26 protein-coding genes and 4 pseudogenes are annotated in these 25,459 nt (G+C 71.0%); 18 read left to right on the top strand and 12 right to left on the bottom strand.

Annotated features, from left to right (window positions below):
- The first annotated feature begins 177 nt into the window (after nt 1–177).
- The 3 genes from E2C04_RS04985 (at nt 178) to E2C04_RS04995 (ending at nt 3,363) form a co-directional block, all read left to right on the top strand.
- Entirely contained in the window at nt 178–1,386 is a 1,209-nt protein-coding gene (locus tag E2C04_RS04985; RefSeq protein WP_135831784.1) for a M15 family metallopeptidase, read from the top strand.
- A gap of 55 nt (nt 1,387–1,441) precedes the next feature.
- Entirely contained in the window at nt 1,442–2,200 is a 759-nt protein-coding gene (locus E2C04_RS04990) for an SDR family NAD(P)-dependent oxidoreductase (RefSeq protein ID WP_135831785.1), read from the top strand.
- A gap of 167 nt (nt 2,201–2,367) precedes the next feature.
- A complete protein-coding gene (locus tag E2C04_RS04995; RefSeq protein WP_158630607.1) occupies nt 2,368–3,363 on the top strand; it encodes a DUF3048 domain-containing protein in 996 nt (331 codons plus the stop codon).
- 75 nt (nt 3,364–3,438) lie between these two features.
- Here E2C04_RS04995 and E2C04_RS05000 read toward each other — a convergent pair whose 3' ends face one another.
- Nucleotides 3,439–4,101, bottom strand: coding sequence for a TetR/AcrR family transcriptional regulator (locus E2C04_RS05000; protein WP_135831787.1), 663 nt, complete (start codon nt 4,099–4,101; stop codon nt 3,439–3,441).
- Nucleotides 4,102–4,254: 153 nt separating this feature from the next.
- On the opposite strand from E2C04_RS05000, the gene E2C04_RS05005 reads away from it, so the two are divergent.
- The 6 genes from E2C04_RS05005 to E2C04_RS05030 all read left to right on the top strand — a co-directional run bounded on the left by E2C04_RS05005 (nt 4,255) and on the right by E2C04_RS05030 (nt 8,890).
- Nucleotides 4,255–4,773, top strand: coding sequence for a hypothetical protein (locus E2C04_RS05005; RefSeq protein WP_135831788.1), 519 nt, complete (start codon nt 4,255–4,257; stop codon nt 4,771–4,773).
- Nucleotides 4,774–4,945: 172 nt separating this feature from the next.
- Nucleotides 4,946–5,533, top strand: a complete 588-nt coding sequence (locus E2C04_RS05010) for a YqgE/AlgH family protein (protein WP_135831789.1) — start codon at nt 4,946–4,948, stop codon at nt 5,531–5,533.
- A 51-nt stretch (nt 5,534–5,584) separates the two neighbouring features.
- Entirely contained in the window at nt 5,585–5,875 is a 291-nt protein-coding gene (locus E2C04_RS05015) for a DUF3039 domain-containing protein (RefSeq protein WP_135831790.1), read from the top strand.
- Between the two features lie 107 nt (nt 5,876–5,982).
- Nucleotides 5,983–7,683, top strand: a complete 1,701-nt coding sequence (locus E2C04_RS05020) for a DEAD/DEAH box helicase (RefSeq protein WP_229721517.1) — start codon at nt 5,983–5,985, stop codon at nt 7,681–7,683.
- A 64-nt stretch (nt 7,684–7,747) separates the two neighbouring features.
- Complete coding sequence (locus E2C04_RS05025; RefSeq protein WP_202977913.1) at nt 7,748–8,203, top strand: PaaI family thioesterase; 456 nt, start codon at nt 7,748–7,750, stop codon at nt 8,201–8,203.
- 45 nt (nt 8,204–8,248) lie between these two features.
- The gene (locus E2C04_RS05030) at nt 8,249–8,890 is read left to right on the top strand and encodes an IclR family transcriptional regulator (protein WP_135831793.1); all 642 of its coding nucleotides are present in this window, start codon (nt 8,249–8,251) and stop codon (nt 8,888–8,890) included.
- A 52-nt stretch (nt 8,891–8,942) separates the two neighbouring features.
- Here the strand turns inward: E2C04_RS05030 and E2C04_RS05035 are convergent, their stop codons facing one another.
- Complete coding sequence (locus E2C04_RS05035; RefSeq protein ID WP_238694425.1) at nt 8,943–9,311, bottom strand: Lrp/AsnC family transcriptional regulator; 369 nt, start codon at nt 9,309–9,311, stop codon at nt 8,943–8,945.
- Between the two features lie 180 nt (nt 9,312–9,491).
- On the opposite strand from E2C04_RS05035, the gene hppD reads away from it, so the two are divergent.
- Nucleotides 9,492–10,769: a 4-hydroxyphenylpyruvate dioxygenase gene (hppD, locus tag E2C04_RS05040; protein ID WP_238694426.1), complete on the top strand. Its 1,278-nt coding sequence runs from the start codon at nt 9,492–9,494 to the stop codon at nt 10,767–10,769.
- Between the two features lie 4 nt (nt 10,770–10,773).
- Nucleotides 10,774–11,310, top strand: a complete 537-nt coding sequence (locus E2C04_RS05045; protein ID WP_135831794.1) for a DUF1697 domain-containing protein — start codon at nt 10,774–10,776, stop codon at nt 11,308–11,310.
- Between the two features lie 27 nt (nt 11,311–11,337).
- Here E2C04_RS05045 and E2C04_RS05050 read toward each other — a convergent pair whose 3' ends face one another.
- Nucleotides 11,338–11,937: a LysE/ArgO family amino acid transporter gene (locus E2C04_RS05050; RefSeq protein ID WP_135831795.1), complete on the bottom strand. Its 600-nt coding sequence runs from the start codon at nt 11,935–11,937 to the stop codon at nt 11,338–11,340.
- Nucleotides 11,938–12,009: 72 nt separating this feature from the next.
- On the opposite strand from E2C04_RS05050, the gene E2C04_RS05055 reads away from it, so the two are divergent.
- Entirely contained in the window at nt 12,010–12,930 is a 921-nt protein-coding gene (locus E2C04_RS05055) for a LysR family transcriptional regulator ArgP (RefSeq protein ID WP_229721463.1), read from the top strand.
- A 25-nt stretch (nt 12,931–12,955) separates the two neighbouring features.
- On the opposite strand, the gene E2C04_RS18515 is transcribed toward E2C04_RS05055, so the two are convergent.
- The 7 genes and pseudogenes from E2C04_RS18515 to E2C04_RS05085 form a co-directional block, all read right to left on the bottom strand.
- Nucleotides 12,956–13,723, bottom strand: coding sequence for an amino acid ABC transporter ATP-binding protein (locus tag E2C04_RS18515; protein WP_170213530.1), 768 nt, complete (start codon nt 13,721–13,723; stop codon nt 12,956–12,958).
- Between the two features lie 30 nt (nt 13,724–13,753).
- A pseudogene (locus tag E2C04_RS18520) lies at nt 13,754–14,548 on the bottom strand (amino acid ABC transporter permease); the annotation flags it as partial.
- Between the two features lie 35 nt (nt 14,549–14,583).
- Nucleotides 14,584–15,369 carry a transporter substrate-binding domain-containing protein gene (locus E2C04_RS05065; protein ID WP_135831798.1) on the bottom strand — a complete coding sequence of 262 codons (786 nt, stop codon included), beginning with the start codon at nt 15,367–15,369 and terminating at the stop codon, nt 14,584–14,586.
- Nucleotides 15,370–15,452: 83 nt separating this feature from the next.
- Nucleotides 15,453–16,223: an enoyl-CoA hydratase gene (locus E2C04_RS05070; protein ID WP_135831799.1), complete on the bottom strand. Its 771-nt coding sequence runs from the start codon at nt 16,221–16,223 to the stop codon at nt 15,453–15,455.
- Nucleotides 16,216–16,791: an isochorismatase family protein gene (locus tag E2C04_RS05075; protein ID WP_135831800.1), complete on the bottom strand. Its 576-nt coding sequence runs from the start codon at nt 16,789–16,791 to the stop codon at nt 16,216–16,218. Before E2C04_RS05075 ends, E2C04_RS05070 begins: the two co-directional genes overlap by 8 nt.
- Before the next feature lie 81 nt (nt 16,792–16,872).
- Complete coding sequence (locus E2C04_RS05080) at nt 16,873–17,412, bottom strand: hypothetical protein (RefSeq protein ID WP_158630609.1); 540 nt, start codon at nt 17,410–17,412, stop codon at nt 16,873–16,875.
- A 562-nt stretch (nt 17,413–17,974) separates the two neighbouring features.
- Nucleotides 17,975–19,222 (bottom strand): nicotinate phosphoribosyltransferase, encoded by a 1,248-nt coding sequence (locus E2C04_RS05085; RefSeq protein WP_371870083.1) that lies wholly within the window; start codon nt 19,220–19,222, stop codon nt 17,975–17,977.
- A gap of 116 nt (nt 19,223–19,338) precedes the next feature.
- Here E2C04_RS05085 and clpS point away from each other — a divergent pair, with 116 nt between their 5' ends.
- Nucleotides 19,339–19,596, top strand: coding sequence for an ATP-dependent Clp protease adapter ClpS (gene clpS, locus E2C04_RS05090; RefSeq protein ID WP_229721518.1), 258 nt, complete (start codon nt 19,339–19,341; stop codon nt 19,594–19,596).
- Nucleotides 19,596–20,178: pseudogene (locus E2C04_RS05095) on the top strand (DUF2017 domain-containing protein). Before clpS ends, E2C04_RS05095 begins: the two are co-directional and overlap by 1 nt.
- 34 nt (nt 20,179–20,212) lie before the next feature.
- Here E2C04_RS05095 and E2C04_RS05100 read toward each other — a convergent pair.
- Complete coding sequence (locus E2C04_RS05100) at nt 20,213–21,490, bottom strand: MFS transporter (RefSeq protein ID WP_158630610.1); 1,278 nt, start codon at nt 21,488–21,490, stop codon at nt 20,213–20,215.
- A 144-nt stretch (nt 21,491–21,634) separates the two neighbouring features.
- Here E2C04_RS05100 and E2C04_RS05105 point away from each other — a divergent pair.
- The 3 genes and pseudogenes from E2C04_RS05105 to E2C04_RS05115 all read left to right on the top strand — a co-directional run bounded on the left by E2C04_RS05105 (nt 21,635) and on the right by E2C04_RS05115 (nt 23,337).
- Nucleotides 21,635–22,050, top strand: a pseudogene (locus E2C04_RS05105) (M67 family metallopeptidase).
- A gap of 60 nt (nt 22,051–22,110) precedes the next feature.
- On the top strand, nt 22,111–22,386 hold the full coding sequence (locus E2C04_RS05110; RefSeq protein ID WP_135831805.1) for a MoaD/ThiS family protein: 276 nt from the start codon (nt 22,111–22,113) through the stop codon (nt 22,384–22,386).
- Nucleotides 22,387–22,390: 4 nt separating this feature from the next.
- Nucleotides 22,391–23,337: pseudogene (locus E2C04_RS05115) on the top strand (PLP-dependent cysteine synthase family protein).
- Between the two features lie 4 nt (nt 23,338–23,341).
- Here the strand turns inward: E2C04_RS05115 and E2C04_RS05120 are convergent.
- Nucleotides 23,342–24,469 carry an alkaline phosphatase family protein gene (locus tag E2C04_RS05120; protein ID WP_158630611.1) on the bottom strand — a complete coding sequence of 376 codons (1,128 nt, stop codon included), beginning with the start codon at nt 24,467–24,469 and terminating at the stop codon, nt 23,342–23,344.
- Between the two features lie 196 nt (nt 24,470–24,665).
- On the opposite strand from E2C04_RS05120, the gene E2C04_RS05125 reads away from it, so the two are divergent.
- Complete coding sequence (locus E2C04_RS05125) at nt 24,666–25,430, top strand: MBL fold metallo-hydrolase (protein ID WP_135831808.1); 765 nt, start codon at nt 24,666–24,668, stop codon at nt 25,428–25,430.
- The last annotated feature ends 29 nt before the right edge of the window (nt 25,431–25,459 follow it).

Raw genomic sequence — 25,459 nt, forward strand, 5'->3', positions numbered from 1 at the left:
CCCGCTGATCGTCCTCGCCCTCGTCCTGACCCTCTTCCCGTCCGTCGCCGGGGCCGCCGAGAATGAACGCGAGCTGCGCATCAGCAGCACCGCGGCCCGGTCCGGGGAGGTCTCCACGGTGACCTTCCTGGTGACCGCGTCGGCCGCCGAGCCCGTCTCGACGATCGACCTCGACAGGTGGGACGGGACGACCTGGCGCGCGTCACCACCCTCACCACCGACCCGACGGGGCGGGCCACGGCCGAGGTCACCCTGGGGCGCGACCCCGAGCGCAACCGGCTGCGGGCCACCCTGACGGCCGATGGCACCCGCCCTGCCGTGGTGCACGAGCACCTGCCGGTGCTGCAGCGGTGGAAGAGCGTCCTGACGATGCGCGCCCCGAAGACGGTCGTGGACGGGCGTCGCGCCGCCCTCGCCCTGCGGTGGCGGGCCGCCAACGACGAACCGGTCTCCGGCTGGGTGAAGGTGCAGGCCAAGCAGAAGCGCGGCAAGACCTACGCCAAGAGGTGGACGACCGTGGCGCGCGTGCGCACCGACGCCAAGGGCGTCGCGACGGTACGACGGACGCCGCGCTGGGACACCCGCTGGCGCGCCGTCGGCGAGCGGCAGGCGTGGGTCGCGGGAGACACCTCGGGCGTCTCGCGCACCGACAACCGTCCGCCCGGCCAGCCGGTCGTCCTGCCGAAGGGGGCGCCGCGCCCCCGGGTCTCGCTGCCGCGGCCGCCCCGTGCGGTCGGCACGGGGGCCAACGTCGTGGTCCGCAAGATCCCGGACGGCGTGTGGAGGTCGATGGTCGGACGTTCGTGGCACAAGGGGTGCCCCGTCGGGCGTGCCGGGCTGCGTCTCGTCCAGACCAACTTCTGGGGCTTCGACGGCTACCGCTACCGCGGCGAGGTGGTCGTCGCGAAGTCGGTGACCTCCAACTTCTCCGGTGCCTTCAAGGAGATGCACGCCAAGAAGGTGCCGGTCCGCCAGATGCGCCGCGTCGACCGCTTCGGATGGTCGAAGAAGCTCGGCGGTGCCGACGACTACCGCTCGATGGCCGCCGACAACACCTCGGTCTTCAACTGCCGCGGCGTCGTGGGCAACCCGCGCGTGCGCTCGCCGCACTCCTTCGGCCGGTCGCTGGACCTCAACCCCTGGGAGAACCCCTACTACGCCCGCGACGGGATCCACCCCAACAAGTGGTGGGCCGGGCGTTCCCACGCCCGCGTCGCCTGGCGCAGCCGCAACCACAAGGTCGTGCAGCTGCTCGCCCGCCACGGCTTCCGGTGGACCTACGGCACCTCCGACGCGCACCACTTCGACGCCGTCGCCGGCGCGGGCGGCAAGGGCCTGCGTACGCTGCTCGACTCGCCTGTCTGCTCGACGGACGTCTGCCACTGATCCACCCCTAGAGTGACGACGGCACAGGTCCGCCCCACCACAGGAGGAAACCCCGATGGGTCGTTTCGACGGTCGAGTCGCAGTCATCACCGGAGCCGCACGCGGCATCGGGTTCGGCACCGCCCAGCGGTTCGCCGCGGAGGGAGCCAAGGTCGCGCTGATCGACCTGGACGAGTCCGCCGCCGCACAGGCAGCCGCCCGCATCGACGGGGAGGCGATCGGGATCGGGTGCGACGTCTCCGACGCCCCGGCCGTCGACGCCGCCTTCGAGCGGATTGTGGCCGAGCTCGGCGGGGTCCACATCCTCGTCAACAACGCCGGCATCACCCGCGACAACCTGCTCTTCAAGATGACCGAGGACGACTGGGACCTGGTGATGAACGTGCACCTCAAGGGCGCCTTCCTGATGACGAAGGCGGCCCAGAAGCACTTCGTCGAGCAGAAGTACGGCAAGGTCGTGAACCTCTCGTCTGTCTCCGCCTACGGCAACCGCGGCCAGGCCAACTACGCCGCCGCCAAGATGGGCGTCCAGGGCTTCACCCGCACGCTCGCGATCGAGCTCGGCCCCTTCGGCGTCAACGTCAACGCGGTCGCGCCCGGCTTCATCGCCACGGAGATGACCGACGCCACCGCCGCCCGCCTCGGCATGGGGGTGGAGGAGTTCCGCGAGCTCAACGCCCAGAACAACCCCGTACGCCGTGTCGGCGTCCCCGACGACATCGCTGCCGCGGTCGCGTTCCTCTGCAGTGACGAGGCGTCGTACGTCACCGGCCAGACGCTCCTGGTCGACGGCGGCGCCAAGCTGGTCAGCTGAGGCCCTGCCCACCGGGTGGGACGGCCGACGGGCGATAGTCGAGTCGTTCTGTCATATTTGACGGTGTCAGACTTGACGCCGCCCACGAGTGGGCGCGTTCTCCCGACGGGAGGGAGGACGGGGCAGCACACTGGTGCCCACCACGTTTCACGATCGGAGTCACGCACGTGCGTTCACGTTCCCTCGGCCTCACCGCCGCCCTGCTCTCTGCGGCCCTCCTGCTCACCGGGTGCGGCGGCGGAGACGAGAAGAAGGAGCCGAAGGCCGACCCCACCGTCGAGTCGGCCGTTCCCGACACCTGGCCGCTGACCGGCGAGGAGTTGCCGGAGGGCAAGAGCGCCGCGCGCAACCACCCGGTGCTCGTCGCCAAGATCGACAACACCTCCAGCGCCAGCCCCCAGGTGGGCCTGGGCAAGGCCGACCTGGTCTTTGAGGAGATGGTCGAGGGCCGGATGACCCGACTCGCCGCCTTCTTCTACAGCCAGCTCCCCAAGGAGGTCGGTCCGGTCCGTTCGATGCGCGGCACCGACATCGACATCGTCTCGCCGGTCGACGGCATCCTCGTCACCTCCGGCGCGGCCCCGATCACCAAGGACCGCCTGGCCCGTGCCGGTGTCACCTTCATCGAGGAGGGCGCCGAGGGCTTCCGTCGCGACCCCTCGCGCTCGCAGACCTACAGCGTGATGGCCGACCTCAAGGTGCTCGGCAAGAGCAAGAAGGTCGACGAGGTCCGGCCCGACGACTACTTCGTCTTCGGTGCGCCCGAGGACCTGCCCGCCGGCAAGCCCGCCAAGGCCTTCGACGTCGACTTCGGCAACCACACCACCTCGTGGAGCTTCGCCAACGGCAGCTACGTCAACGAGACCAGCCTGGCCGGCCAGGGCGACGAGTTCCCGGCGACCAACGTGCTGGTGATCCGCGTGAAGGCGTCCTACGCCGGCTACGAGGACCTGGCCAACAACCGGGTCTACGACAGCAAGTTCCACGGCAAGGGCAAGGCCCAGCTCTTCCACGGCGGCCAGGTCATCGACGCCACCTGGCGCAAGGACGGCCCCAACGGAGCCCTCACCCTGCAGGCGGGCGGCGCCGAGCTGAAGGTCCCCGTGGGACGCACCTGGGTGGAGCTGCTCCCCGAGGAGGGCAGCGTGGCGCTCAAGCGCTGACGCAGCACCGACGTCGTACGAGGCCCCCGGCACCTGATCGTGCCGGGGGCCTCGTCGCGTCGTGGGGCGGCGCGGTCAGGTGAGCGACGTGCCCAGCTCGCCGACGGCCGCCTCGAGCGAGCGGTGCTCCCGGCTGATCTGGCGCAGCGCGGCGATCATGAGCCCGAGGGAGGTCTCCACGCGGGTGGCCTCCTGCTCCGGGTCGGCGCTGGCGGCGACGGCGGCGCCGGCCGAGTTGATCGCGCCGAACATCACCCGGCTGAAGGTCCTGAGCAGCTCGTCGTCGAGCTGCCACTCGCCGGCGGTCAGCACCCCGTGGACCAGGCGTGACACGGTCGCGAAGGTGGAGCGGGCGTCGGGGCGGACCCCCGCCAGCCCGAGCATGACCGGGCCCTCCTGGATGACGATGCGCCGGTAGGCGCTCTCCCGGGCGATCTGCAGGTAGGCGTGCATGCCCAGCCGGGCCGCCGACCAGGGGTCGGGCTCGGCCTCGATCGCGGCGTCGATCCGACGTACGGCGTCGGCCTCCACCTCGCGGTGGACGGCCGCGAAGAGGTCGGCCTTGCCGTCGAAGTGGTGGTAGAGGGCCCCCTTCGTCACGTGCGCCGCAGCCACGATGCTGTCCAGCGACGTGGCGGCGTAGCCCTGGGTGGTGAAGAGGTCGCGAGCGATGCGGAGGAGGTCCTCCTTCGTCGCCGAGGAAGGAGCACGTCCCAGGTCCGAGGTCTGGCTGTCCATCCGTCGATCCTAGGGTCTGGCGGTCGAGCAGCCGCGGGTGTAACAGGCGTCACGGGCGATCCGTTGGAATCAGCGTGCGCGACTACGTACCCTCGGTATGTCACCGGTCCCGGCCGGTCGTCGCACCCGCGCCGCTCACGGAAGGAGCCGTCCATGCCCTGGACCTCGCCCCGCCGTGACCTCGTGCTCCAGGCCGTCCTGGAGGAGGTCGACCGTCGTCTCGACGGCCGGCTCCCGATGGACGTGAGCGGCGTCGACCAGACCTTCCGCGACGAGCACACGCTCGCTAACGTGCTCCAGGTGCGCTGGCAGGCGGCACTGGCCGCCCAGGTCGAGCACGCCCTCGCCGAGGACCCCGACGACCCGCAGGCTGCCGTCGTACGCGCGTGGCGCCGGACCGTGCGTGCCCTCCCCGGCGTGCGCATGGTCCTCGACGGTGACTGGGAGCGCGCCGACGAGCGCCGCCGGGCCACCCTGGAGCGTCGCCGCGCCCGCCAGCACCAGTGGCTGGCCCAGCAGGCCGGGCACGTCGTGCTCGACCACCCCCTCGACGAGGAGGCGGTGGCCCTCGGTGCCGCCCTCGAGGCCGAGGGGCGCCGCTACTACCGTCCCGGCCGCCGGCCGTCGCCCCCGCCGCTGCTCAAGCGGCTGAAGGCGGTGCTCGCCGCCTGACGGCCACGCCGTCCCCACGATCAGACAGCCCCGATCCGGTGCACCGCGGTCTCCCTGCCGCGTCTCCCTCCCTCCCTCCCGCACCGGAGCCGGGGCTGTCTCCTTGCCGGGCACCCGGGAAAAACGCGTCTGCGCCCTGACGGTCCGGGCGTCGGTCGGTCATGATGGAGCCATGGGCATTCGCACTCCCGGCGCTCGCGACGTCACTGCGGTGGCGCCCGGCATGCTGCTGGTGGCCCAACCGGCGATGGGCGACCCCAACTTCTCCGAGACCGTGGTGCTCATCCTCGACGTCGACGAGGACGGCGCCCTGGGCGTCGTGCTCAACCGGCCCTCGCCCCTCCTGGTCGCCGCCGTCTTCGAGGAGTGGCGCGACCTCGTGGGCGAGCCCGAGGTGCTCTTCCGCGGCGGCCCGGTCGGCACCGACGGGGCGCTGGCGCTCGCGCTGCTGCGTGACCCGGCCGAGGCTCCGGAGGGTTTCCGCACCGTCCTGGGGCGCCTGGGGGTGCTCGACCTGGAGACCCCGGTCGAGGTCGTCGAACCCGCCCTGGCGCGGGTGCGGATCTTCGCCGGCTACGCCGGCTGGGGGCCCGGGCAGCTCGCCGACGAGGTGGCCGAGGGGGCCTGGTACGTCGTCCCGGCTGAGCCCGGCGACGTCTTCGCCGAGGACTGCGACGACCTCGTGCGCGAGGTGCTGAGGCGCCAGCCCGGCGAGCTGGCGTGGCACTCCACACGTCCTGCCGACCCTGACCTGAACTGAGGTGCGCAGGGTGCGGGACAGGTGGGGGAACTGGCCTAGACTGGCCGGACCATGACCCAGTTCGGTTTCCAGCCCTCCGGTTCCACGCTCGAAGATCGCCGTACCGTCCCCGTCGAGGACGGCGACCACGAGCGGTTCTCGCACTACGTCCCGAAGGACAAGCTGACCGAGGCGATGGTCATGGGTACGCCCGTGATCGCGCTCTGCGGCAAGGTCTGGGTGCCCAGCCGGTCGCCGGAGAAGTATCCGGTCTGCCCGGAGTGCAAGGAGATCTGGGACAGCATCGGTCCCGGTGGTGGCTCTGGCGGACCCGGCGGCAACGGCGGGGGCTCCGACGCGTGACGGACCGGCCTGATGCCGCCTCCGTGACCCCTGCACTCTCCCCGGCATGGCCGGAGCGTGCGGCATGGGGCACGGCCACGTCGCTGCGCGCGTGGCAGTCGGAGGCGATGAACAAGTACTTCACCGAGCACCCCCGCGACTTCCTCGCGGTGGCGACGCCAGGTGCCGGCAAGACGACCTTCGCGCTCACCGTGGCGGCCGAGCTCCTCGCCCGCCGCGTCGTCGAGCGACTGGTGATCGTCGCGCCGACCGACCACCTCAAGACCCAGTGGGCCGAGGCCGCCGGTCGGGCCGGCATCCCGGTCGACCCGGCGTACTCCGCCGGGCAGGGCAAGACGTCGAAGGACTTCCTCGGCATCGTCGTCACCTACGCCGGCGTGGCGGTCAACCCGCTGGCCATGCGCATCCGCACGGAGCGCTTCAAGACGCTGGTGATCCTCGACGAGGTGCACCACGCGGGTGACGCCCTGTCGTGGGGTGACGGCATCCGGGAGGCGTTCGACCCGGCGACCCGTCGCCTGGCCCTGACCGGCACGCCCTTCCGCTCCGACATCAACCCGATCCCGTTCGTCAGCTACGAGACCGGCCCCGACGGGGTGCCCCGCTCGCGCGCCGACTACACCTACGGCTACGGCGAGGCGCTCGCCGACCACGTCGTGCGCCCCGTGCTCTTCATGGCCTACTCGGGCGAGATGACCTGGCGCACCAGCGCGGGCGACGAGGTCGCCGCCCGCCTCGGAGAGCCGCTGACCAAGGACATGACCCAGCAGGCGCTGCGCACGGCCCTGGACCCCAAGGGCTCCTGGATGCCGGCGGTGCTGCAGGCCGCCGACAAGCGCCTGAGCGAGGTCCGCCGCCACGTCCCCGACGCCGGTGGCCTCGTCATCGCCACCGACCAGGACAGCGCCCGGGCGTACGCGAAGCTGCTCCGCTCCATCACCGGCGAGTCGCCGGTGGTCGTGCTCTCGGACGAGAAGGCCGCGTCGAAGAAGATCGGCACCTTCTCGAAGTCCGACGACCGCTGGATGGTCGCGGTGCGCATGGTCTCCGAGGGCGTCGACGTGCCGCGCCTGGCCGTCGGCGTGTGGGCGACCACCACCTCGACGCCGCTCTTCTTCGCCCAGGCGGTGGGCCGCTTCGTCCGCGCCCGCAAGCGCGGCGAGACCGCCTCGGTCTTCCTGCCGTCGGTGCCGAACCTGCTCGGCTTCGCCTCCGAGATGGAGGTCCAGCGCGACCACGTCCTCAAGCGCAAGGTCTCCGACGACGGCGACATCTTCGCCGCCGAGAACGACCTCCTCGCCGCCGCCAACGCCAGCGAGTCGGCCTCCTCCGACCTCGACGGCTTCGCCTTCGAGGCGCTCGGCTCCAGCGCCACCTTCGACCGGGTGCTGTACGACGGTGGCGAGTTCGGCCACGCCGGTGAGGTGCACGTGGGCTCGGAGGAGGAGATGGACTTCCTCGGCATCCCCGGCCTGCTCGAGGCCGACCAGGTGCGCGACCTGCTGCACTCGCGCCAGAGCGAGCGTGCGCAGAAGCAGAAGAAGGACATGGCGGCCAAGGCCCGCGAGGCGATCCGGGCCACCCACGACGCCGAGAAGCTCACCCAGCACGAGCAGCTCTCGGTGCTGCGGCGTGAGCTCAACGGCCTCGTCGCCGCCTGGTACCACCGCACGGGGCAGGCCCACGGGATCACCCACTCGACGCTGCGCAAGCAGTGCGGTGGACCACCCGCGGCCGTCGCGACGGCCGAGCAGCTCACCGAGCGGATCGAGAAGATCCGCGAGTGGGCGATGAAGAAGAGCTCCTGACCCGGGCCTCCCCGGAAGTGGTCCCGCCCGGACGGAGCCGGGGGCGATGGTGCAGGCTGTGCCCATGACCTCGACCGACGACGCCGCCGCACCCGCCGAGCTGGACGGCTACGCCCAGCTCCAGTTCGTGGTGGACGGCATCATCGAGGTGCCGATCGGCACCACCCTCGGCATGGACGGCTTCGACCTGGAGCGCGGCTCCGTCACCGTGTGGCTCACCCCCGACAAGGCGCGGCACTGGAACCCGATCGGGGTGATGCACGGCGGAGTGATCTCCACCCTGCTCGACACGGCGGCAGCCTGCTCGGTGCACTCGACCCTGGCGGCGGGGGAGGGCTACACCTCGCTGGACCTCAACGTGAAGTTCCTGCGGGCCGTGACCGAGGAGTCGGGACGCCTCAAGTGCGTGGGCAGCGTGGTGCAGCGCGGGCGGCGTACGGCGTTGGCCCAGGCGCACCTGTACGACGCCTCCGACCGGCTGGTCGCGCACGCGACCTCCACCTGCATGATCTTCGCCTGATCGCGCACCTCCCCACGGGCGCCACCGCTCGCTAGATTGGCGGCCATGGCGGCGGAGACCTCGCAGACCCTGGATCGCGGCATCCGGGTGCTGAGGCTGCTCGCGGAGTCGCCCGAGGGCATCACCGTGACCGACCTGGCCGTCAGGCTCGACGTCAACCGCACGGTCGCCTACCGGTTGGTCGCCACGCTCGAGCAGCACGGGCTGGTCCGTCGCAACGACAACGGCCTGCTCCATCTCGGGATGGGGGTGCTGACCCTGGCCGGGGCCGTCCAGCCGCTGCTGCGCGACCGCGCGGTGCCGATCCTGCGCCAGCTCGCCGAGACGGTCGGCTGCACCGCCCACCTCACCATCGCCGACGGTGACGAGGCGGTCGCCCTGGTCGTCGTCGAACCCTCCTGGACCGAGTACCACGTCGCCTACCGGGTCGGCTCGCGCCACCCGGTGGCGCAGGGAGCCGCGGGCAAGGCGATCTGCATCCTGCGCGAGGGCGACCAGCACACGCCGTACGCCGTCACGACCGGCGAGCTGGCCTCCGGCGCGCACGGCCTCGCAGCCCCCGTACGCGGTGTTGCAGGCCTGGAGGCCTCGGTCGGGATCGTCACCCTGGGGGGCCCGCTGGACGAGTCGGTGGTTGCGCCCCGGGTGCTCCGGGCGGCCGACGAGGTGGCCCTGCGCCTGCGGTGACCTGCGCCTGCGGTGACCTGCGCCTGCGGTGAGTCGCGACGGGAGGTGACCCTCAGTCGCCGGCGGCCACGTGCAGCGCCAGCGGCAGCACCCGGTGCGGCACCTGCTCGGCCAGCGCGATCACGGTCGTCGAGCGGGCGATGCCGTCGTGCTCCAGCACCTGGTCGATGACCCGCTGCAGGTCGGCGTTGGAGCGGGCGACCACCCGGGTCCACATGTCTCCCTCGCCGGTGATGGTGTGCACCTCGATCACCTCGGGGATCGCCGCCAGGTGGGCGCTGACCCGGTCGTGGCCGATGCCCTGACGGATCTGCAGGGTCAGGAAGGCCGTCACCGGGTGCCCCAGTGCAGCCGGGGAGAGGTGCGGGTGCCAGCCGGTGATCACGCCGCGCTCGGCGAGCCGGTCGAGCCGCGCCTGCACGGTGCCGCGGCCACGCCCAGGCGCCGGGAGGCCGCCAGCACTCCGACGTGAGGCTCCTCGGTGAAGAGTCTGAGCAGTCTGCTGTCCAGTTCGTCCATGTCGCGCCTCCGTGGTGGGCAGGTTGTGCACTCGATCCGTGTGCTGTTGCGCACACTGCATCATGGCGCAGAAGGTGTGGCCATGACATCCCAGGCCACGCCCCAGCACCCGATGGAGACCCTGACTGCCGACGAGCTCCGTGCCGAGCTCACCGTCGAGCAGCTGCGCGAGCTCGTGGGCCTGGTGGAGTACGACCCCTCCAACGACCCGTTCCCAGTCCGCGCCCTCGACGCGGTCTGCTTCATCGTCGGCAACGCGACGCAGGCCGCTGCGTACTACCAGCTCGCCTTCGGCATGGAGCTCGAGGCCTACCGTGGCCCCGAGACCGGCTGGCGCGACTCGAAGTCGTACGTGCTGCGCTCGGGCTCGGCGCGCTTCGTGCTCTCCGGGGGAGTGGCACCCGACAGCCCGCTGCACGACCACCACCGCCAGCACGGTGACGGCGTCGTCGACCTGGCCATGGAGGTGCCGGACGTCGACGTCTGCATCAACCACGCCCGGGCGATGGGCGCCACCATCCTGGTCGAGCCGCACGATGAGACCGACGAGCACGGCACCGTGCGCACGGCGGCGATCGCGACGTACGGGGAGACCCGCCACACCCTCGTCGACCGTTCCCGCTACGACGGCCCCTACCTGCCGGGCTACGTCGCCCGCACCTCAACGGTGGTGCGCGGGGAGGGTCACCCGCGCCGGCTCTTCCAGGCCGTCGACCACTGCGTCGGCAACGTCGAGCTGGGCCGCATGGACGAGTGGGTCGACTTCTACAACCGGGTGCTGGGCTTCTCCAACATGGCCGAGTTCATCGGCGACGACATCGCCACCGACTACTCGGCGTTGATGAGCAAAGTGGTCGCCAGCGGCAACCACCGGGTGAAGTTCCCACTCAACGAGCCGGCCTTGGGCAAGAAGCGCTCGCAGATCGACGAGTACCTCGACTTCTACTCCGGTGCGGGCTGCCAGCACATCGCGCTGGCCACCAGCGACATCCTGCGCACCGTCGACGTGCTGCGCGACAACGGCGTGGAGTTCCTCGACACCCCCGACTCCTACTACGACGACCCCGAGCTGCGCGAGCGCATCGGACACGTGCGGGTGCCGGTGGAGGAGCTGAAGAAGCGCAAGATCCTGGTCGACCGCGACGAGGACGGCTCTACCTGCTGCAGATCTTCACCAAGCCGTTGGGTGACCGCCCGACGATCTTCTTCGAGTTCATCGAGCGCCACGGCTCGCTCGGTTTCGGCAAGGGCAACTTCAAGGCCCTCTTCGAGGCCATCGAGCGCGAGCAGGAGCTGCGCGGCAACCTCTGACCCGGGTCGGGGAGAGCGGGGCGGTGTGGGTCGGCGCGGGCTAGGTTGAGCCTGTGCCGACCTACATCGCCTTCCTGCGTGCCATCAACCTCGGGGCGAGGCGCAAGTTTCCCAAGGACGCGATCGCGGCGGCGACCGCGTCGATCGGGGCGTGCGACGTCGAGACGTACATCAACACGGGCAACGTACGCCTCACGTCGCTGATGCGCTCGACGGCCAAGGTCGAGGAGGCGCTCGAGGCCGCCTACCTGGCCGACCGGGGCTTCGAGGTCCCGACGATCGCCCTCACCCCGGACGAGCTGCGGCGAGTCGCCGAGGAGGCCGAGGCCGTGCGCGCCCAGCTGGGTGAGCCGAGGACCCACTACGTGACGTTGCTGAAGGCGGCGCCCTCGGAGGCCGCGCTCGCTGCGGTCCAGGCTCTCGAGGCCCCCGGTGAGCGACTCGTCGTGCGGGGGCGAGGCGCTCACCTGCTGCTCGACGAGGGCATGCAGGGCTCGCGCCTGAGCAACGCCAAGGAGCTCAAGGCCCTCGGTGTCGGCACGGCACGCAACGTCACCGTCGTGCGTACGCTCGCCGAGCGGTGGTGCTGAGCCGCCCGCCGCTGGGGCCGGCCGTGGTCAGTGCGCGAGCAGCGAGACGCCCAGGGCGCCCATGACCACGGCGATGCCGCCGTCGAGGATGCGCCACGAGCTGGGCTTGGCGAAGAGGCCGCGCAGCAGGCGCGAGCCGTAGCCGAGCGCGAAGAACCAGCAGGTGCTGGCGATCAGGGCGCCGGCGAGGAACCACCAGCGGTCCGCGCCGAAGGAGTTGGCCACCGTGCCGAGCAGGACGATCGCGTCCAGGTAGAAGTGCGGGTTGAGCCAGGTGAGGGCCAGTGCGGTGAGCACGGCGGTCTTCACGCTCATCTGGGTGCCGTCGCCGGCCTCGAGTCCTGTCGGGCGCCAGGCGCGCAGGGCGGCGTGGATGCCGAAGGCGATCAGGTAGAGGCCGCCGATGACCTGGGCGACGGGCAGGGCGGCCGGCCAGCGCTCGATCACGACGCCGAGGCCGGCGACGCCGGCGGTGATCGCGACCAGGTCGGAGAGCAGGCAGGTCAGCACGATCGGGAGCACCCGTTCGCCCCGGATCCCCTGACGGAGGACGAAGGCGTTCTGGGCGCCGATGGCGACGATCAGGGCAAGCCCGGTGAAGAGACCGGTGAAGAGCACGTTGAACACGCAAGCAACGCTATGTCGCCACGACTCATCAATCCAGCGAAGGATTGTGAGGAATCATTAGAATCTCTTGTTGTGAAAGACCTCACCCAGATCGACCCCGTCGCCCTGCGCACCCTGGCCACCGCGGTGCGCGTCGGCACCTTCGAGGCGGCTGCCCGCGAGCTCCACGTGACCCCCTCGGCGGTGAGCCAACGGATCAAGGCGTTGGAGACTCGGGTGGGCCGGGTACTGGTCCACCGGACCAAGCCGCTCGAGGCCACCGACGCCGGCCACGTGCTGGTCCGGCTGGCTGCCCAGACGGAGATGCTGGAGCGGGAGGCCTACGCCGAGCTGGTCGACGACCCCGACGACGAGACCGAGGCCGGAGCCCCATGGACCAGCGTCCCGCTGGCGGTGAACTCGGACGCGATGTTCGACTGGTTCGTCGAGGCGCTGGTGAGCGTGCGCGAGCGCCACAGGGTCACCTTCGACATCCTGCGCGAGGACCAGAGCCGCACCACCGAGCGGCTGCGTCGCGGCGAGGTGATGGCGGCGATCACCTCCGACCCGCGCCCGGTCCCGGGCTGCAAGGTCGAGCGGCTCGGGGTGATGCGCTACCTCGCGGTCGGCAACCCGGCGTACGTCGCCGAGCACCTCCCGGAGGGCCCGACGACCGCGGCGCTCGGACGGGCGCCGATGGTGGCCTTCGACCGCGACGACACGCTCCAGCACGACTTCCTGCGCAAGGTCACCCGGCGCCACCTGGCGCCGCCGACGACGCTGATCCCGTCGGTGCACCAGTTCGACCACGCCGTCCATCGTGGCCTGGGGTGGGGGATGCTGATGGACTCCGAGGTCCGCGACCACCTCGACTCCGGACGGCTCGTCGAGATCGTCCCGGGACGCCACGTCGACGTGCCGCTCTACTGGCAGCGCTGGCGCCTGGAGTCACCCGTGATGGTCGACCTCACCGCCGCCGTGACCGAGCAGGCCCGGGCGTGGCTGGGGCGGTGAGGCCGACGTACGGCACGGGTGCGAGCTAGAGCACCTTCGACAGGAAGGACTGCGTACGCTCGTTCCGAGGGTTCGCGAGCACGTCGGCCGGCAGGCCCTCCTCGACGATGACGCCGCCGTCCATGAAGACCAGCTTGTCGCCGACCTCGCGGGCGAAGCCCATCTCGTGGGTGACCACCATCATCGTCATGCCCTCGTTGGCGAGGTCGCGCATGACGGCCAGCACGTCCCCGACCAGCTCCGGGTCGAGCGCCGAGGTGGGCTCGTCGAAGAGCATCATGTCGGGGTCCATCGACAGCGCGCGGGCGATCGCCACGCGCTGCTGTTGACCACCCGACAGGTGCGTAGGGTAGGCGTCCTCGCGGTCGGCGAGCCCGACCTTGGCCAGGTTGGCGCGGGCCACCTCGACGGCCTCGGCTTTGCTGCGCTTCTTCACGCCGCGTTGGGCGATGGTGAGGTTCTTCAGCACCGTCATGTGCGGGAAGAGGTTGAACTGCTGGAAGACCATGCCGATGCGCGAGCGCACCGCGTCGAGGTCGGTCTCCGGGTCGGTGATGTCGATGCCCTCGACCAGGACCTGGCCCGCGTTGGGCTCCTCCAGCCGGTTGACGCACCGCAGCAGCGTTGACTTGCCCGACCCCGAGGGGCCGATGACGCAGACGACCTGGCCGGGGTCGACGTGGAAGTCGATGCCCTTGAGCACCTCGTTCTTGCCGAACGACTTGCGCAGCCCACGGACGTCGATCGCGGGGACGCGACCGGACGGGGCGGGGGTGGTGGGGGAGTCGGTCATCGGGTCACCGGCCTTCTGCTGTCGGCGTTCCATCCACGCCACCAACTGGGTCACCGGGACGGCGATGAGGAGGTAGACGATGGCGATGGCCATCAGGGGCGAGGAGTTCGCATACGTGGTGAGGCCGTTCTGGCCGAAGGCCGTGAGGTCGCGGTCCAGGGCCTGCATCCCGATCACGCTGAGCAGCGCGGTGTCCTTGAGGAGCAGCACGAACTCGTTGGTCATCGGGGGGATGACGACGCGGAACGCCTGCGGGAGAACGATCGTGACCATGGTGCGGGGAGCGCTCATCCCGAGCGAACGAGCGGCCTCGGCCTGCCCCTTGGGCACTGCTTGGATCCCGGCCCGCAACGTCTCGGCCATGTAGGCCGCGGCCACCAGGATGAGGGCCAGGACACCGGCGGTCGCCATGCCCCTGAGCCCGAGGAAGGGCACGTCCGGCCAGCGGAACTGGAAGGCGAGGGGCACGCCGAAGCCCATCAGCAGGATGACGACGAGGGCTGGCAGGCCACGGAAGAACTCGACGTACGCCGTTCCGATCCAGCGGTACGGGGCCACGGGTGACATGCGCATCAGGGCGAGCACCAGGGCAAGGACGAGGCCGCCGGCGAATGCGATGACCGTGTACTTGATGGTGTTCCACGCGCCGATGGTGATGATCTCGGGCCACAGCTTGGCCCAGACCTCTTCGCTGAAGAAGTTGCTCCTGATCGCCTCGACGTCAGCGATCGACGCCAGCCAGACGACGACGGCGACGAGGAGCGCGTACATGGCGCCCCTCGTCAACCGTTCCTTGTTCTTCTTGGTCACCCGTGGTCCCGTCATCGAGGAGAACTGTGGAGGTCAGTCTCTCCTGAGCCTCACTTGGCGGAGAAGTAGGTGTCGTAGATCTTCTGGTAGCGGCCGTCCTCGCGCATCGCCTCGAGGGCATCGTTGACGTCGTCCAGCAGACCGGAGTTCTTGGCCATGGCAAGGCCGTAGGCCTCCTCGGTCTCGTACTCCTCCACGATCGTGAAGCCGCCCTCCTTCTCGTGCTCCAGGTTGACCGGGAGGTCCTGGAGCAGGGCGTCGACCTGGTTCGACTTCAGGGCCGGCCACATCTCACCGTCGGACGGGAAGACGACGATCTCGGCGTCCTTGATCTCGCCGTTGGCGTAGGTCTCGCCCGTGGTGCCCTTCTGGACGCCGACCTTCTTGCCCTCGAGGTCGTCGATGCTCTTGATGTCCGAGCCCTGTGGGACCAGGAGCGACTGCATGGAGTCGTAGTAGGAGTCGGACATGTCCATGACTTCCTGCCGCTCGGGGAGGATGCTCATGGCCGACGCGATCAGGTCGCAGTTGCCGGCGTTGACCTCGAGCCCACTCTTGAGGGCGTCGAAGCTCGAGTCGCGGACGACGAGCTCGAGGTCGAGCTCCTTCGCGACCTCGGTGACGATGTCGATGTCGAAGCCCTTGAAACCGGTCGGGGAGGACTTGTCGAAGTCCTCGAATGGCGGGTAGGGCACGTCGGAGCAGACGGTGAGCTTGCCCGCGGCGATGGGGCGGAACTCGCCGGAGTCCGCTGCGTCGCCGTTGTCGTCGGAGCCGCAGCCAGCCAGCGAGAGTGCCAGCGCCGCGATGGCGAGGGAGGTGAGGGTGCGCTTCATGGCGGGATCCTATGTCGGGGGTCGTGCGCGTGGGGGGAGCCCGTCTCACGAGATCGGCACGTCATCTCACCGAAACACGACCGTCATTCGCCGCGGAAGACCGCGGAGCGTCGCTCGAGGAAGGCGGTCACGCCCTCGACGACGTCCTTGGTGCGGGCGAGCAGCGACTGGCCGCGGTGCTCCGCCTCCATGGCGGCCTCGAGGTGGGGGATCGTCGCGGCGTTGACGGCCTTCTTCGTGGCGGCCAGCGCCAGCGGAGCCCCCGCCTCGAGCTTGCCCAGCAGCGCCTCGACGACGTCGTCGTAGGTGTCCTCGGTGGTGACGTGGCTGACCAGGCCGGCGAGGTAGGCCTCGGCCGCCTCGAGCTTCTCGGCCAGCAGGGCCATCCTCATCGCGCGGGCCCGGCCGATGGAGGCGGCCACCGTGGCGGTCGTCGCGCCGTCGGGCATCAGGCCGAGCCGGGTGAAGGAGAGGCTGAACGAGGCGGACGGGTGGGCCACGACCAGGTCGCAGGCCAGCGCGATCGCGCAACCGAACCCGGCAGCCGGTCCGTTGACCGCGGCCAGCACCGGCTTGTCGAGGGTCGTGATCGCCCGGATCGCCCGGTTGGCCAGCGCCATGGCGGAGCCGTCGGCGACCCGGTCGGGGTCGAGGCCGGAGAGGTCGGCGCCCGAGCAGAAGGCGCGGCCCTCGCCGGTCAGGTGGACCACCCGGACGGTGTCGTCGGTGACCGCCTCCTCCAGGGTGACGGCCAGTCGCTCGACCATCTCCGGGGAGGCGGAGTTGAGGCTGTCGGGGCGGTCCAGGCGCAGGCGGAGGATCCCGCCCTCGCGGGTGACGGCGAGATCAGTCAACGCGTACTCCGGCCTCTTCCATCTCGGCCAGTGCGGCCTTGGTCGTCCCGGGCGCCACCCCGGCACACAGGCGGGTCAGGACCCTGGTCCGGAAGCCGAGCCTTGCCGCGTCCAGCGCGGTCGCACGGACGCAGTGGTCGGTCGCGATGCCGCACACGTCCACCTCGGCGACGTGGTGCGTACGCAGCCACTCGGCGAGCGGGATGCCGCCCTCGGTCTGCCCCTGGAAGCCGGAGTAGGCCGCCGAGTGGTGCCCCTTGAGGAAGATCGCGTCGAAGGTGCGCGGGGTGAGGTTCTCGTGGAACTCCTCGCCCGGCGTACCGACCTCGCAGTGCTTCGGCCAGCTCGTCGCGAAGTCGGGCTCGGCCGCCCAGTGCTCGCCCGGGTCGATGTGGTGGTCGCGCGTGGCGACGACGTACGTGTAGTCGGGTGACCCCGTCTCGTGGTCGCGCCGCGCCGCCAGCAGCGCCCCGATGTCGGCAGCGACCCGCGCGCCGCCGGTGACGGCCAGGGAGCCGCCCTCACAGAAGTCGTTCTGCACGTCCACGATGACCAGTGCCCGAGTCATGGGGTCAGCGTAGACCCGGATAGGTCGCTCGGACGTGCCCCCAGTGGTCACTTAGTGGGTGTTTTCGCGCTCTGGTGCCCACTAAGTGACCACTGGCAGCGGCGACAGGCGGCGCGCCAGCGTCACGCGGCCCGTCGAGGTCAAGCACGACCCCTGGAGCAGATCTCGCCACCGCCGAAGATGCAGGGGATTCCGCCTGCGGCCCAGGCTTGCGTCGATGTCACGAAGCAGGCCATCGGGATCCCGGGTGAGGTCGTACGACGTGTACCCGCGACGGATCCAGCCCGCTGCGTCGAGACGCCGAGCTCGGGCGAGGTCCCGTCGCTGCTGCTCCACCGTGAGGTGGATGTCTCCGTCGTACTCGTGGAGCACCCGGAGCCCCGCCAGTCTGAAATCCCCGCGTGCCACGAAGCGCCCCTCTTGGATGACCTCGTACTGCGACTCCACCGGGGCCTCGACCACGTCGTGGAACAGCCGAAGGATCGATTCCCATGGTGACTCGGACCGCGGGTCGGCATGACCGAGGAGGCGCCGCAAGCGGGTCAGACCACGCAGCCGGGTGGGTAGCTCGGTCAGTTCGCCCGGGTGAAAGTCGGGGTGTCGGACCAGCGAGTCGAGCATCAGGACGAGGTCAATCTCACCGAGGTCTCTGGCCAGTCCGAGAGCCACGCTGGACAGGGGTTCGACGCGAAGTCCGTCGACGTTGGTCGCGTCAGGAAAGAAGGTCGGCCGTATGACGCGCAGGCCAGGTCTGCGGGGACGAGGCAGGGAGGCCGGCAGTGAGACCTGAACGGGCAGGCGAGGCAGCTGGGGTAGCCACAGGCCATGGAGCTGCGCGGCAGTCAGATGGCTGAACCGCGCTTCTGGCGGTAGCACGGCCTGTCAGGCACGGAGGTCGGCCCGCCAGACGTCGTCCGCGTCTGATGGGCGGTGTGCCCCGCGGGTGACTCGAGTCCACGCGGCTCTGTCGCCCTGTCCAGCGTGAGTGATCAACACGTCCATGGGCCAACGCTGGCTTGGACACGATCTGGGTGAGTGGCTCCGAGGCGTTGCCTGTGGATCAGACTCCTGGCTGACGCCAGTGGTCAATTAGTGGCGGTCAGAGGGCCGGCGACGGCCATTAAGTGACCAGTGGCGAGTTCGAGAGCGCCGAAAAGCAGCACCCGGAGCGAGAAGGGACCGCTCAATCCAGGTGCACCGTCGGGATCACCGGCTCGCCACGGCTCAGCATCCGCGCCTGCACCGGCAGCTCGTCGCGGGCAGCCAGGTGGCGCTCCCGCGAGGCCGCCAACGGCTCGCGGCCGACCACGACGCCGTCGCGCACCAGGGGCACCAGCAGCTCGCGGTCGTCGCCGTCGTCGACCGGCGGCGTACCGATGCCGACCACCTCGGCCTCCGCGACGCCGGCAGCGTTGCGGCGACGCAGGGCGTACTTGCGCCCACCCACGGAGCCCTTGTCCTTGCTCTTCTTCGCCACCGGCACCAGCTCGCCGTCGTCGCCCTCGCGCGCGACCAGCTTGTAGACGAAGCCGGACGTGGGGTGGCCCGACCCGGTGACCAGCTGGGTGCCGACGCCGTAGCCGTCGACGGGGGCGGCGGCCAGGCTCGCGATCGCGTACTCGTCGAGGTCGCTGGTCACCACGATCTTCGTCTCGGTGGCGCCGAGGGAGTCGAGCTGCGCGCGCACCTGGTGGGCCAGCAGGCCGAGGTCGCCGGAGTCGATGCGCACCGCGCCGAGCTCGGGCCCCGCCACCTCGACCGCCGTACGCACGGCCTCACCGATGTCGTACGTGTCGACGAGCAGGGTGGTGCCGCGGCCCAGCGACGTGACCTGCGCGGTGAAGGCGTCGCGCTCGGTGTCGTGGAGCAGGGTGAAACTGTGCGCCGAGGTGCCGGCGGTGGGGATGCCGTGGCGGTGGCGCGCGGCCAGGTTGGAGGTCGTCTCGAACCCCGCCACGTACGCAGCCCGCGCCGCAGCAACCGCTGCCTCCTCGTGCGTCCGGCGCGACCCCATCTCGATGCAGGGGCGACCGTCGGCAGCCCACGTCATCCGCGAGGCGGCCGAGGCGATCGCCGAGTCGTGGTTGTAGATCGAGAGCAGCACCGTCTCCAGCAGCACCGCCTCGGCGAAGGTGCCCTCGACGACCACCAGCGGCGAGTAGGGCAGGTAGACCTCGCCCTCGGGGTAGCCCCAGACGTCACCGGTGAACTCGTGGTCGGCCAGCCAGGCCAAGGTCTGCTCGTCGACGACGCCGCCCTCGTCGAGCACCCCCAGCACCTCGTCGTCGAAGCGGAACCGCTCGATGGCGTCGAGCGCCCGTCCGACCCCACCGACGACGCCGTAGCGGCGGCCCTCGGGAAGGCGGCGCGGGAAGAGCTCGAAGACCGCTCGACGCTGTGCGGTCCCGGCCGCCAGCGCGGCCTGGAGCATGGTCAGCTCGTAGTGGTCGGTCAGCAGGGCGGTCGACGGCGCTCGTTCGCTCACGTGCCCCACTGTGCCACGATGAGGCCGTGTCATCTCCCAGCCCCGTCGAGGTCGAACCGGACCTGCACGTCGACGACATCCTCCGCCCTGACCGCGGGTGGGTGACCGTGGTGTGGAACGACCCGGTCAACCTGATGTCCTACGTGACCTACGTCTTCCGGACCCACTTCGGCTACTCCAAGGCCAAGGCGGAGAAGCTGATGATGGAGGTCCACGAGGAGGGCCGCTCGTCGGTCAGCACGGGCAGTCGCGAGGAGATGGAGCGCGACGTCCAGGCCATGCACGGCTACGGCCTGTGGGCCACGATGGAGCGGGCCTGATGGGTGCCTTCACCCGGCACCGGGGCAGCGGGCGGGTCATCGCCAACTTCTCCGGCTTCGAGGCCGACCTGCTGCGCAACCTCGCCGCCCAGCTCGTCGAGCTGCTGCGCGACGAGCAGCCGGCCACGGCCGACGACGTCGACCCGCTGGCGGCGATGTTCGACTTCACCGGACCGGTGGACGAGCCCGACGACCCGGTCCTGCTGCGGCTCTTCCCGACCGCGTACGCCGAGGACCCGGAGGCGGCCGGCGAGTTCCGCCGCTACACCGAGACGACGCTGCGTGAGGGCAAGGAGCGCACCGCCCTCACCATCATCTCCTCCCTCGAGGACGGCGGACTGCCGCCCGAGCTGGAGGACTTCGAGCTGGTCATCGACGTCGAGCTCGACCCGGCTGCCGCGATGGACTGGGCGGGGGCTGAACGACCTACGCCTCGCCTTGGCCTCCCGCCTCGGGGTGGAGGAGGGTGACGAGGAGTTCTGGGAGACCCTCGACGACGAGGACCCCCGCGCGGCTGCCCACGACATCTACGAGTGGCTGGGCTACCTGCAGGAGACCCTCGTCTCGGCCGTGGACGACTGAGCCGGCGACCACCGAGCCGGCCACGGCCCAGCCGTCAGCCCGAGTGGGTCGTCACGCCGTAGTGGGCGCGGCTGCCCAGGGCCCACCGCGACACCGGCACGATCGCCAGCGCGGTCGCGACCATGAGGGCTCCGAGCACCAGCCAGCCGAGCTGACCGACGCCGACGCAGAGCAGCACCACCACCGGCGGGCCGACCACCTCCATCAGGCTCCAGCCGAGGCCGCTGAACCCCTGGTACTGCCCCTGCCTCTCGTGCGGGGCGAGCCCCATCTGCAGCGCCCACTGGCCGCCCGAGCCGACCATCTCGCCGACCACGTGCACCAAGCTGCCGCCGATCAGCACGACGGAGGCGAGCACAGCGCCGAGCGAGCCGGCGACCGCCACCAGGGCGAAGCCTCCGGCCAGGAAGAGGGAGGCGACCAGCATCGACCGCGCACCCTCGCCGACGGTCCCGCTGCCGTGCGAGAGTCGCACCTGGAAGAGCGCGACCATCGCGGTGTTGAGCACCAGCAGCACCGAGATCATCACGTGCGGCGCGGCGGTGTGCTCGGCCAGGTAGAGCACCATGCCGATGTCCATCACCACGAAGTGCACGCAGAAGATGCCGATCAGCAGGGTGAGCACGACGTACGGCACGTCGCGCAGCACGGCCAGGCGCGGCTCGCCGGCGACGACCGGGTGGGGCGGCAGGTGCGGGAGCCGCAGGGTGACCAGGGCGGCGACGGCGCAGAGCAGGGCGTCGACGACGAAGACGCCGATGTAGGCCCACGGCCGGTCGACCAGCAGGGCGAGGCCGCCGACCAGGGAGCCCAGCCCCATCGAGACGTTGGTGACCGCGCGCAGGTACGCCTTGAACTGGACCCCGCGGCCACCGCGGGCGAGCTGGGCGATCACGCCGCCCCGCACGGCGTGCCCGGAGCTCTGGAAGAGGGCGAGCGCGCCCATCAGCAGCGCGAGCTCGAGCGGCGTACGCGCGAGCACCGGGGTGGCGGCGAGCAGCGCGGTGAAGGCGGCGGTCGCCACCATCACCTCGCGCGGTCCGCGGGTGTCGGCCAGGTGGCCGGCAGGCACCTGGACGAGCAGCCCGACCAGGCCGGCGACGGAGAGCGCGAGCGCCACCTCGCCCGGCGCGAACCCGGCGACCCGGGTGAAGTAGAGGGCGCTGGTCGTCATCAGCGCGCCGCTGCCGAAGCGGTGGGCGAAGGTGCTGGCCGCGAGGATCCGCAGGTCCGGGTCGAGCGGGATGCCCCGCCGCGTCATCGGAGGACGGGGCGCCGGCGCCGTGCCGGCACCGGGGGTGGTCGAGGTCATGTCCGCCTTTCGGGTCGTGTGTCCCGGGATCATGAGACTGCACCGCACGACGGCCGCGCAAATGGATTCCGGCCCGGGTGCTGCGCCCGTACGCTGCGCGGCCACGCGTCGAGCCGCAGCCCACGCTCGCCTAGGATTGGGGCCGTGCTGACCATCACCAAGGCCCTGCGTGACGCCGTCATCGCCCACGCCCGTCGGGACCACCCCGACGAGGCCTGCGGCATCATCGCCGGCCCGGAGGGCAGCGACACCCCCACGCGCCTGGTCGAGATGGTCAACGCCGCCAGCAGCCGACGTTCTACGAGTTCGACTCGACCGAGCTGCTCACCCTCTACAAGCAGATGTGGGCGGCCGACGAGGAGCCCGTCGTCATCTACCACTCGCACACCGCGACCGAGGCCTACCCCAGCCGCACCGACATCGGCCTGGCCAGCGAGCCGGGAGCCCACTACGTCCTGGTCAGCACGCGCGACCTGGATGACGGGGGAGAGGCGGAGTTCCGCTCCTTCCGGATCGTCGACGGCGTCGTCACCGAGGAAGAGATCACCTTCACCGACTGACCGGCGCCCTGCCGCCGGCCCCATCCACCGAGCTCACCCGAGTCCCTGAGGAGTCCCACCATGGCCATCGAGGTCAAGATCCCGACCATCATGCGCACCTACACCGACGGCGAGAAGGCCGTCACCGGTGAGGGCGCCACCCTCGCGGCCCTCATCGAGGACCTCGAGGCCAAGCACCCCGGCATCGCCGAGCGCCTGCTCGAGGACGGCAAGCTGCGCCGCTTCGTCAACGTCTACGTCAACGACGAGGACGTGCGCTTCCTCGGTGGCCTCGAGGCGAAGCTGAGCGACGGCGACGAGGTCGTCGTGCTCCCCGCCGTCGCGGGCGGCTGCTGACTCCGTGCGCTTCGACAACCTCCTCGCCTCGGGGGCGGGACCCCGCTGGTCGGGCTCCCGCGCCTCTCGCCGAGCCCCGACGTACGCATCTGGGGGAAGCTCGAGGACCGCAACCCGACCGGCTCCATCAAGGACCGTCCGGCGTTGAAGATGGTCGAGATGGCGGAGGCCGACGGGACGCTTCGTCCCGGCTGCACGATCCTCGAGCCGACCAGCGGCAACACCGGCATCTCGCTGGCGATGGCCGCCAAGCTCAAGGGCTACAAGATCGTCTGCGTGATGCCGGAGAACACCTCCGAGGAGCGGCGACAGCTGCTGCGGATGTGGGGCGCGGAGATCATCTCCTCGCCCGCCGCGGGCGGCTCCAACGAGGCCGTGCGGGTGGCCAAGGAGCTGGCCGCCCAGAACCCCGAGTGGGTCATGCTCTACCAGTACGGCAACCCCGCCAACGCGCTCGCGCACGAGCAGGGGACCGGCCCGGAGATCCTGGCCGACCTGCCCGAGGTCACCCACTTCGTCGCGGGCCTGGGCACCACCGGCACGCTGATGGGCGTCTCGCGCTTCTTCCGCTCCGCCAAGCCCGACGTCAAGATCGTCGCCGCGGAGCCGCGCTACGGCGAGCTGGTCTACGGCCTGCGCAACCTCGACGAGGGCTTCGTGCCCGAGCTGTACGACGCCGACCTCATCGACACGCGCTTCTCCGTCGGGCCGCGTGACGCGGTCAAGCGGGTGCGCGAGCTGCTCGAGCTGGAGGGCATCTTCGCCGGCATCTCGACCGGCGCGATCCTGCACGCGGCGCTGCGCCAGGCCCAGGCGGCCGTGAAGGCCGGCGAGAAGGCAGACATCGTCTTCGTGGTCTGTGACGGCGGGTGGAAGTACCTCTCGACGGGCGCCTACGAGGGCACGCTCGACGAGGCCGAGGACCGCCTCGACGGGCAGCTCTGGGCCTGAGCCCTCAGCTGGCCGGACGCACCCACTTCAGGTGCTGGTCGGCGTTGAGCTCGCTGCCCGGCACGGGCGCGAGCCCGAGCAGGTCGAGCACGAAGTTGGCGGCGTCGCCGTTGCGCACCGGCGGCAGGTCGGCGTCGTACGCCGGCTGCCGGCGCCCCGGGCCGGCGACCGTGCCGGGGTTGATCGCGTAGAGGTCGGCCCCCGTGGCGATCCCAGGACCCTGGGCGACGAAGAGGATCTGCTGGTTGCCCAGCTTCGTCTCGTCGCTGTGGCGTCGTCCGCCGTCGGCGCCGTGGTCGGAGGTGAGCACGACCGCCACCTTGCCGCGCAGCCGTGGGCTGGTGCGGATCGTCCTGAGCACCTCGCCGACCAGGGCGTCGGTGCTGCGGACCGCCCGGCGGTAGGCCCGCGACGAGAAGCCCTTGGCGTGGCCGGTCCGGTCGGGGGCGGCGATGTGCCAGAAGCGCAGCGTCCGGTTCTTCCGGCGCAGGTCGCGGCGTACGTCCCGGGCCAGGCGTGCGTCGTCGGCGCGCACCTGGAAGCGGTCGATCGACCTGCCCCAGGTGCGGTTCCAGAGCCGGAACTTCGTCTTGCCGGCGAAGACCGCCGAGCTGCCACCGGCGCCGTCGACGCGGGTGAAGACCGACGCGACCCGGTGGCCTGCAGCCTTGTGGACGGTGGCGGGTGAGCGGCGGTCGTCGTTCCACCAGACGCCGTGGCCGCCCTGCTCCGCCGTGATCCGCCGCCCCGTGACCATGCTGGTGTGGTTGGGCAGGGTCTTGGTCAGCTCGACCTCGGTGCGGGCGTTGCGGGTCGACGTGCCCTGGGCCATGAGCCGGTGCAGGGCCGGCGTGCGCTTGCGACCCAGCTGGGCGACGACCGCGGGGGAGAGGCCGTCGACCGAGATGAGCAGGACGCTCCTGGCCGTCGGTGCAGCGGCCGGTGCAGAGGCCGGTGCAGGGACCGACGTCGGGGTGGCGGCTCCGCCCGGCGCGACGTCGGTGCCCGCGTGGGCCGTCGTCGGTGCCAGGAGGCCGGCGACGAGGAGCGTCACCGCGACCAGCATCGCGGCGAGCTGGGTGGCGAGCTGGCCGGTCAGCGAGGAGTGGGGGACTGCGATCCGAGGGCGCACCTCTCCACGGTAGGTGGGTGGGTGTGACTTGTCACAGGCTCGTCGCGAGGGCCGCCCGCGACGACTGGGCAGGGCCGCCGGAGCCGCCCGGGGAGACGTGAGATGGATCGCCCCTGCCGCCCCCGGGGCACGGAAGCACATAACCTTGGGCCGGTACGCGCACCCCACGCGCGCACAGTCCGTGAAGGGAAAGCGCTTGAGGCTCACAGTCGTTGGCTGCTCAGGGTCCTACCCGGGCCCCGACTCCCCGGCGAGTTGCTACCTCCTGGAGGCGGAGCACGAGGGCCGCACCTGGCGCGTCCTGCTCGACCTCGGCAGCGGCGCCCTGGGCGCGCTGCACCGCTACGCGGACCCCCTCACCATCGACGCCGTCTTCCTCTCCCACCTCCACGCCGACCACTGCCTCGACCTCTGCGGCTACCACGTGATGCGGAAGTACCACCCGACCGGGCCGCAGCCGCGGATCCCGGTGTGGGGGCCGGGCGGCACCGACGTGCGGATGGCGAAGGCCTACGACCTTCCCCTCGACCCGGGCATGACCGAGGAGTTCGACTTCCGGGTCTGGGGCGAGCCGGTCCACCTCGGCCCGTTCACCGTCGAGGCGGTGCCGGTCGAGCACCCCGTCCCGGCCTTCTCGCTGCGGGTGACCTGCGCGGGCAAGGTGCTGGCCTACACCGGCGACTGCGGCCCGTGCGACGGCGTGCGTGAGGCCGCCCTCGGCGCCGACCTGCTCCTGGCCGAGGCGTCGTTCGAGGAGGGCGCCGACAACCCCGCCGCCCTGCACCTCACCGGCCGGGAGTGCGCCGACCTGGCGACCGTGGCCGGGGCGCCCCGACTGGTCCTCACGCACATCCCGCCGTGGCACGACCCGCAGGTCGTCCTGGAGGAGGCGCGGGCCGCGTACGACGGTGAGCTCGCCCTGGCGCGCAGCGGCGCGGTCTACGACTTCACCACCTTCTGAGCCGCCCAGCACATCGTTCCCGGCGCCCA

The sequence above is a fragment of the Nocardioides daphniae genome (genome assembly GCF_004777465.1).
Lineage (GTDB): Bacteria > Actinomycetota > Actinomycetes > Propionibacteriales > Nocardioidaceae > Nocardioides > Nocardioides daphniae.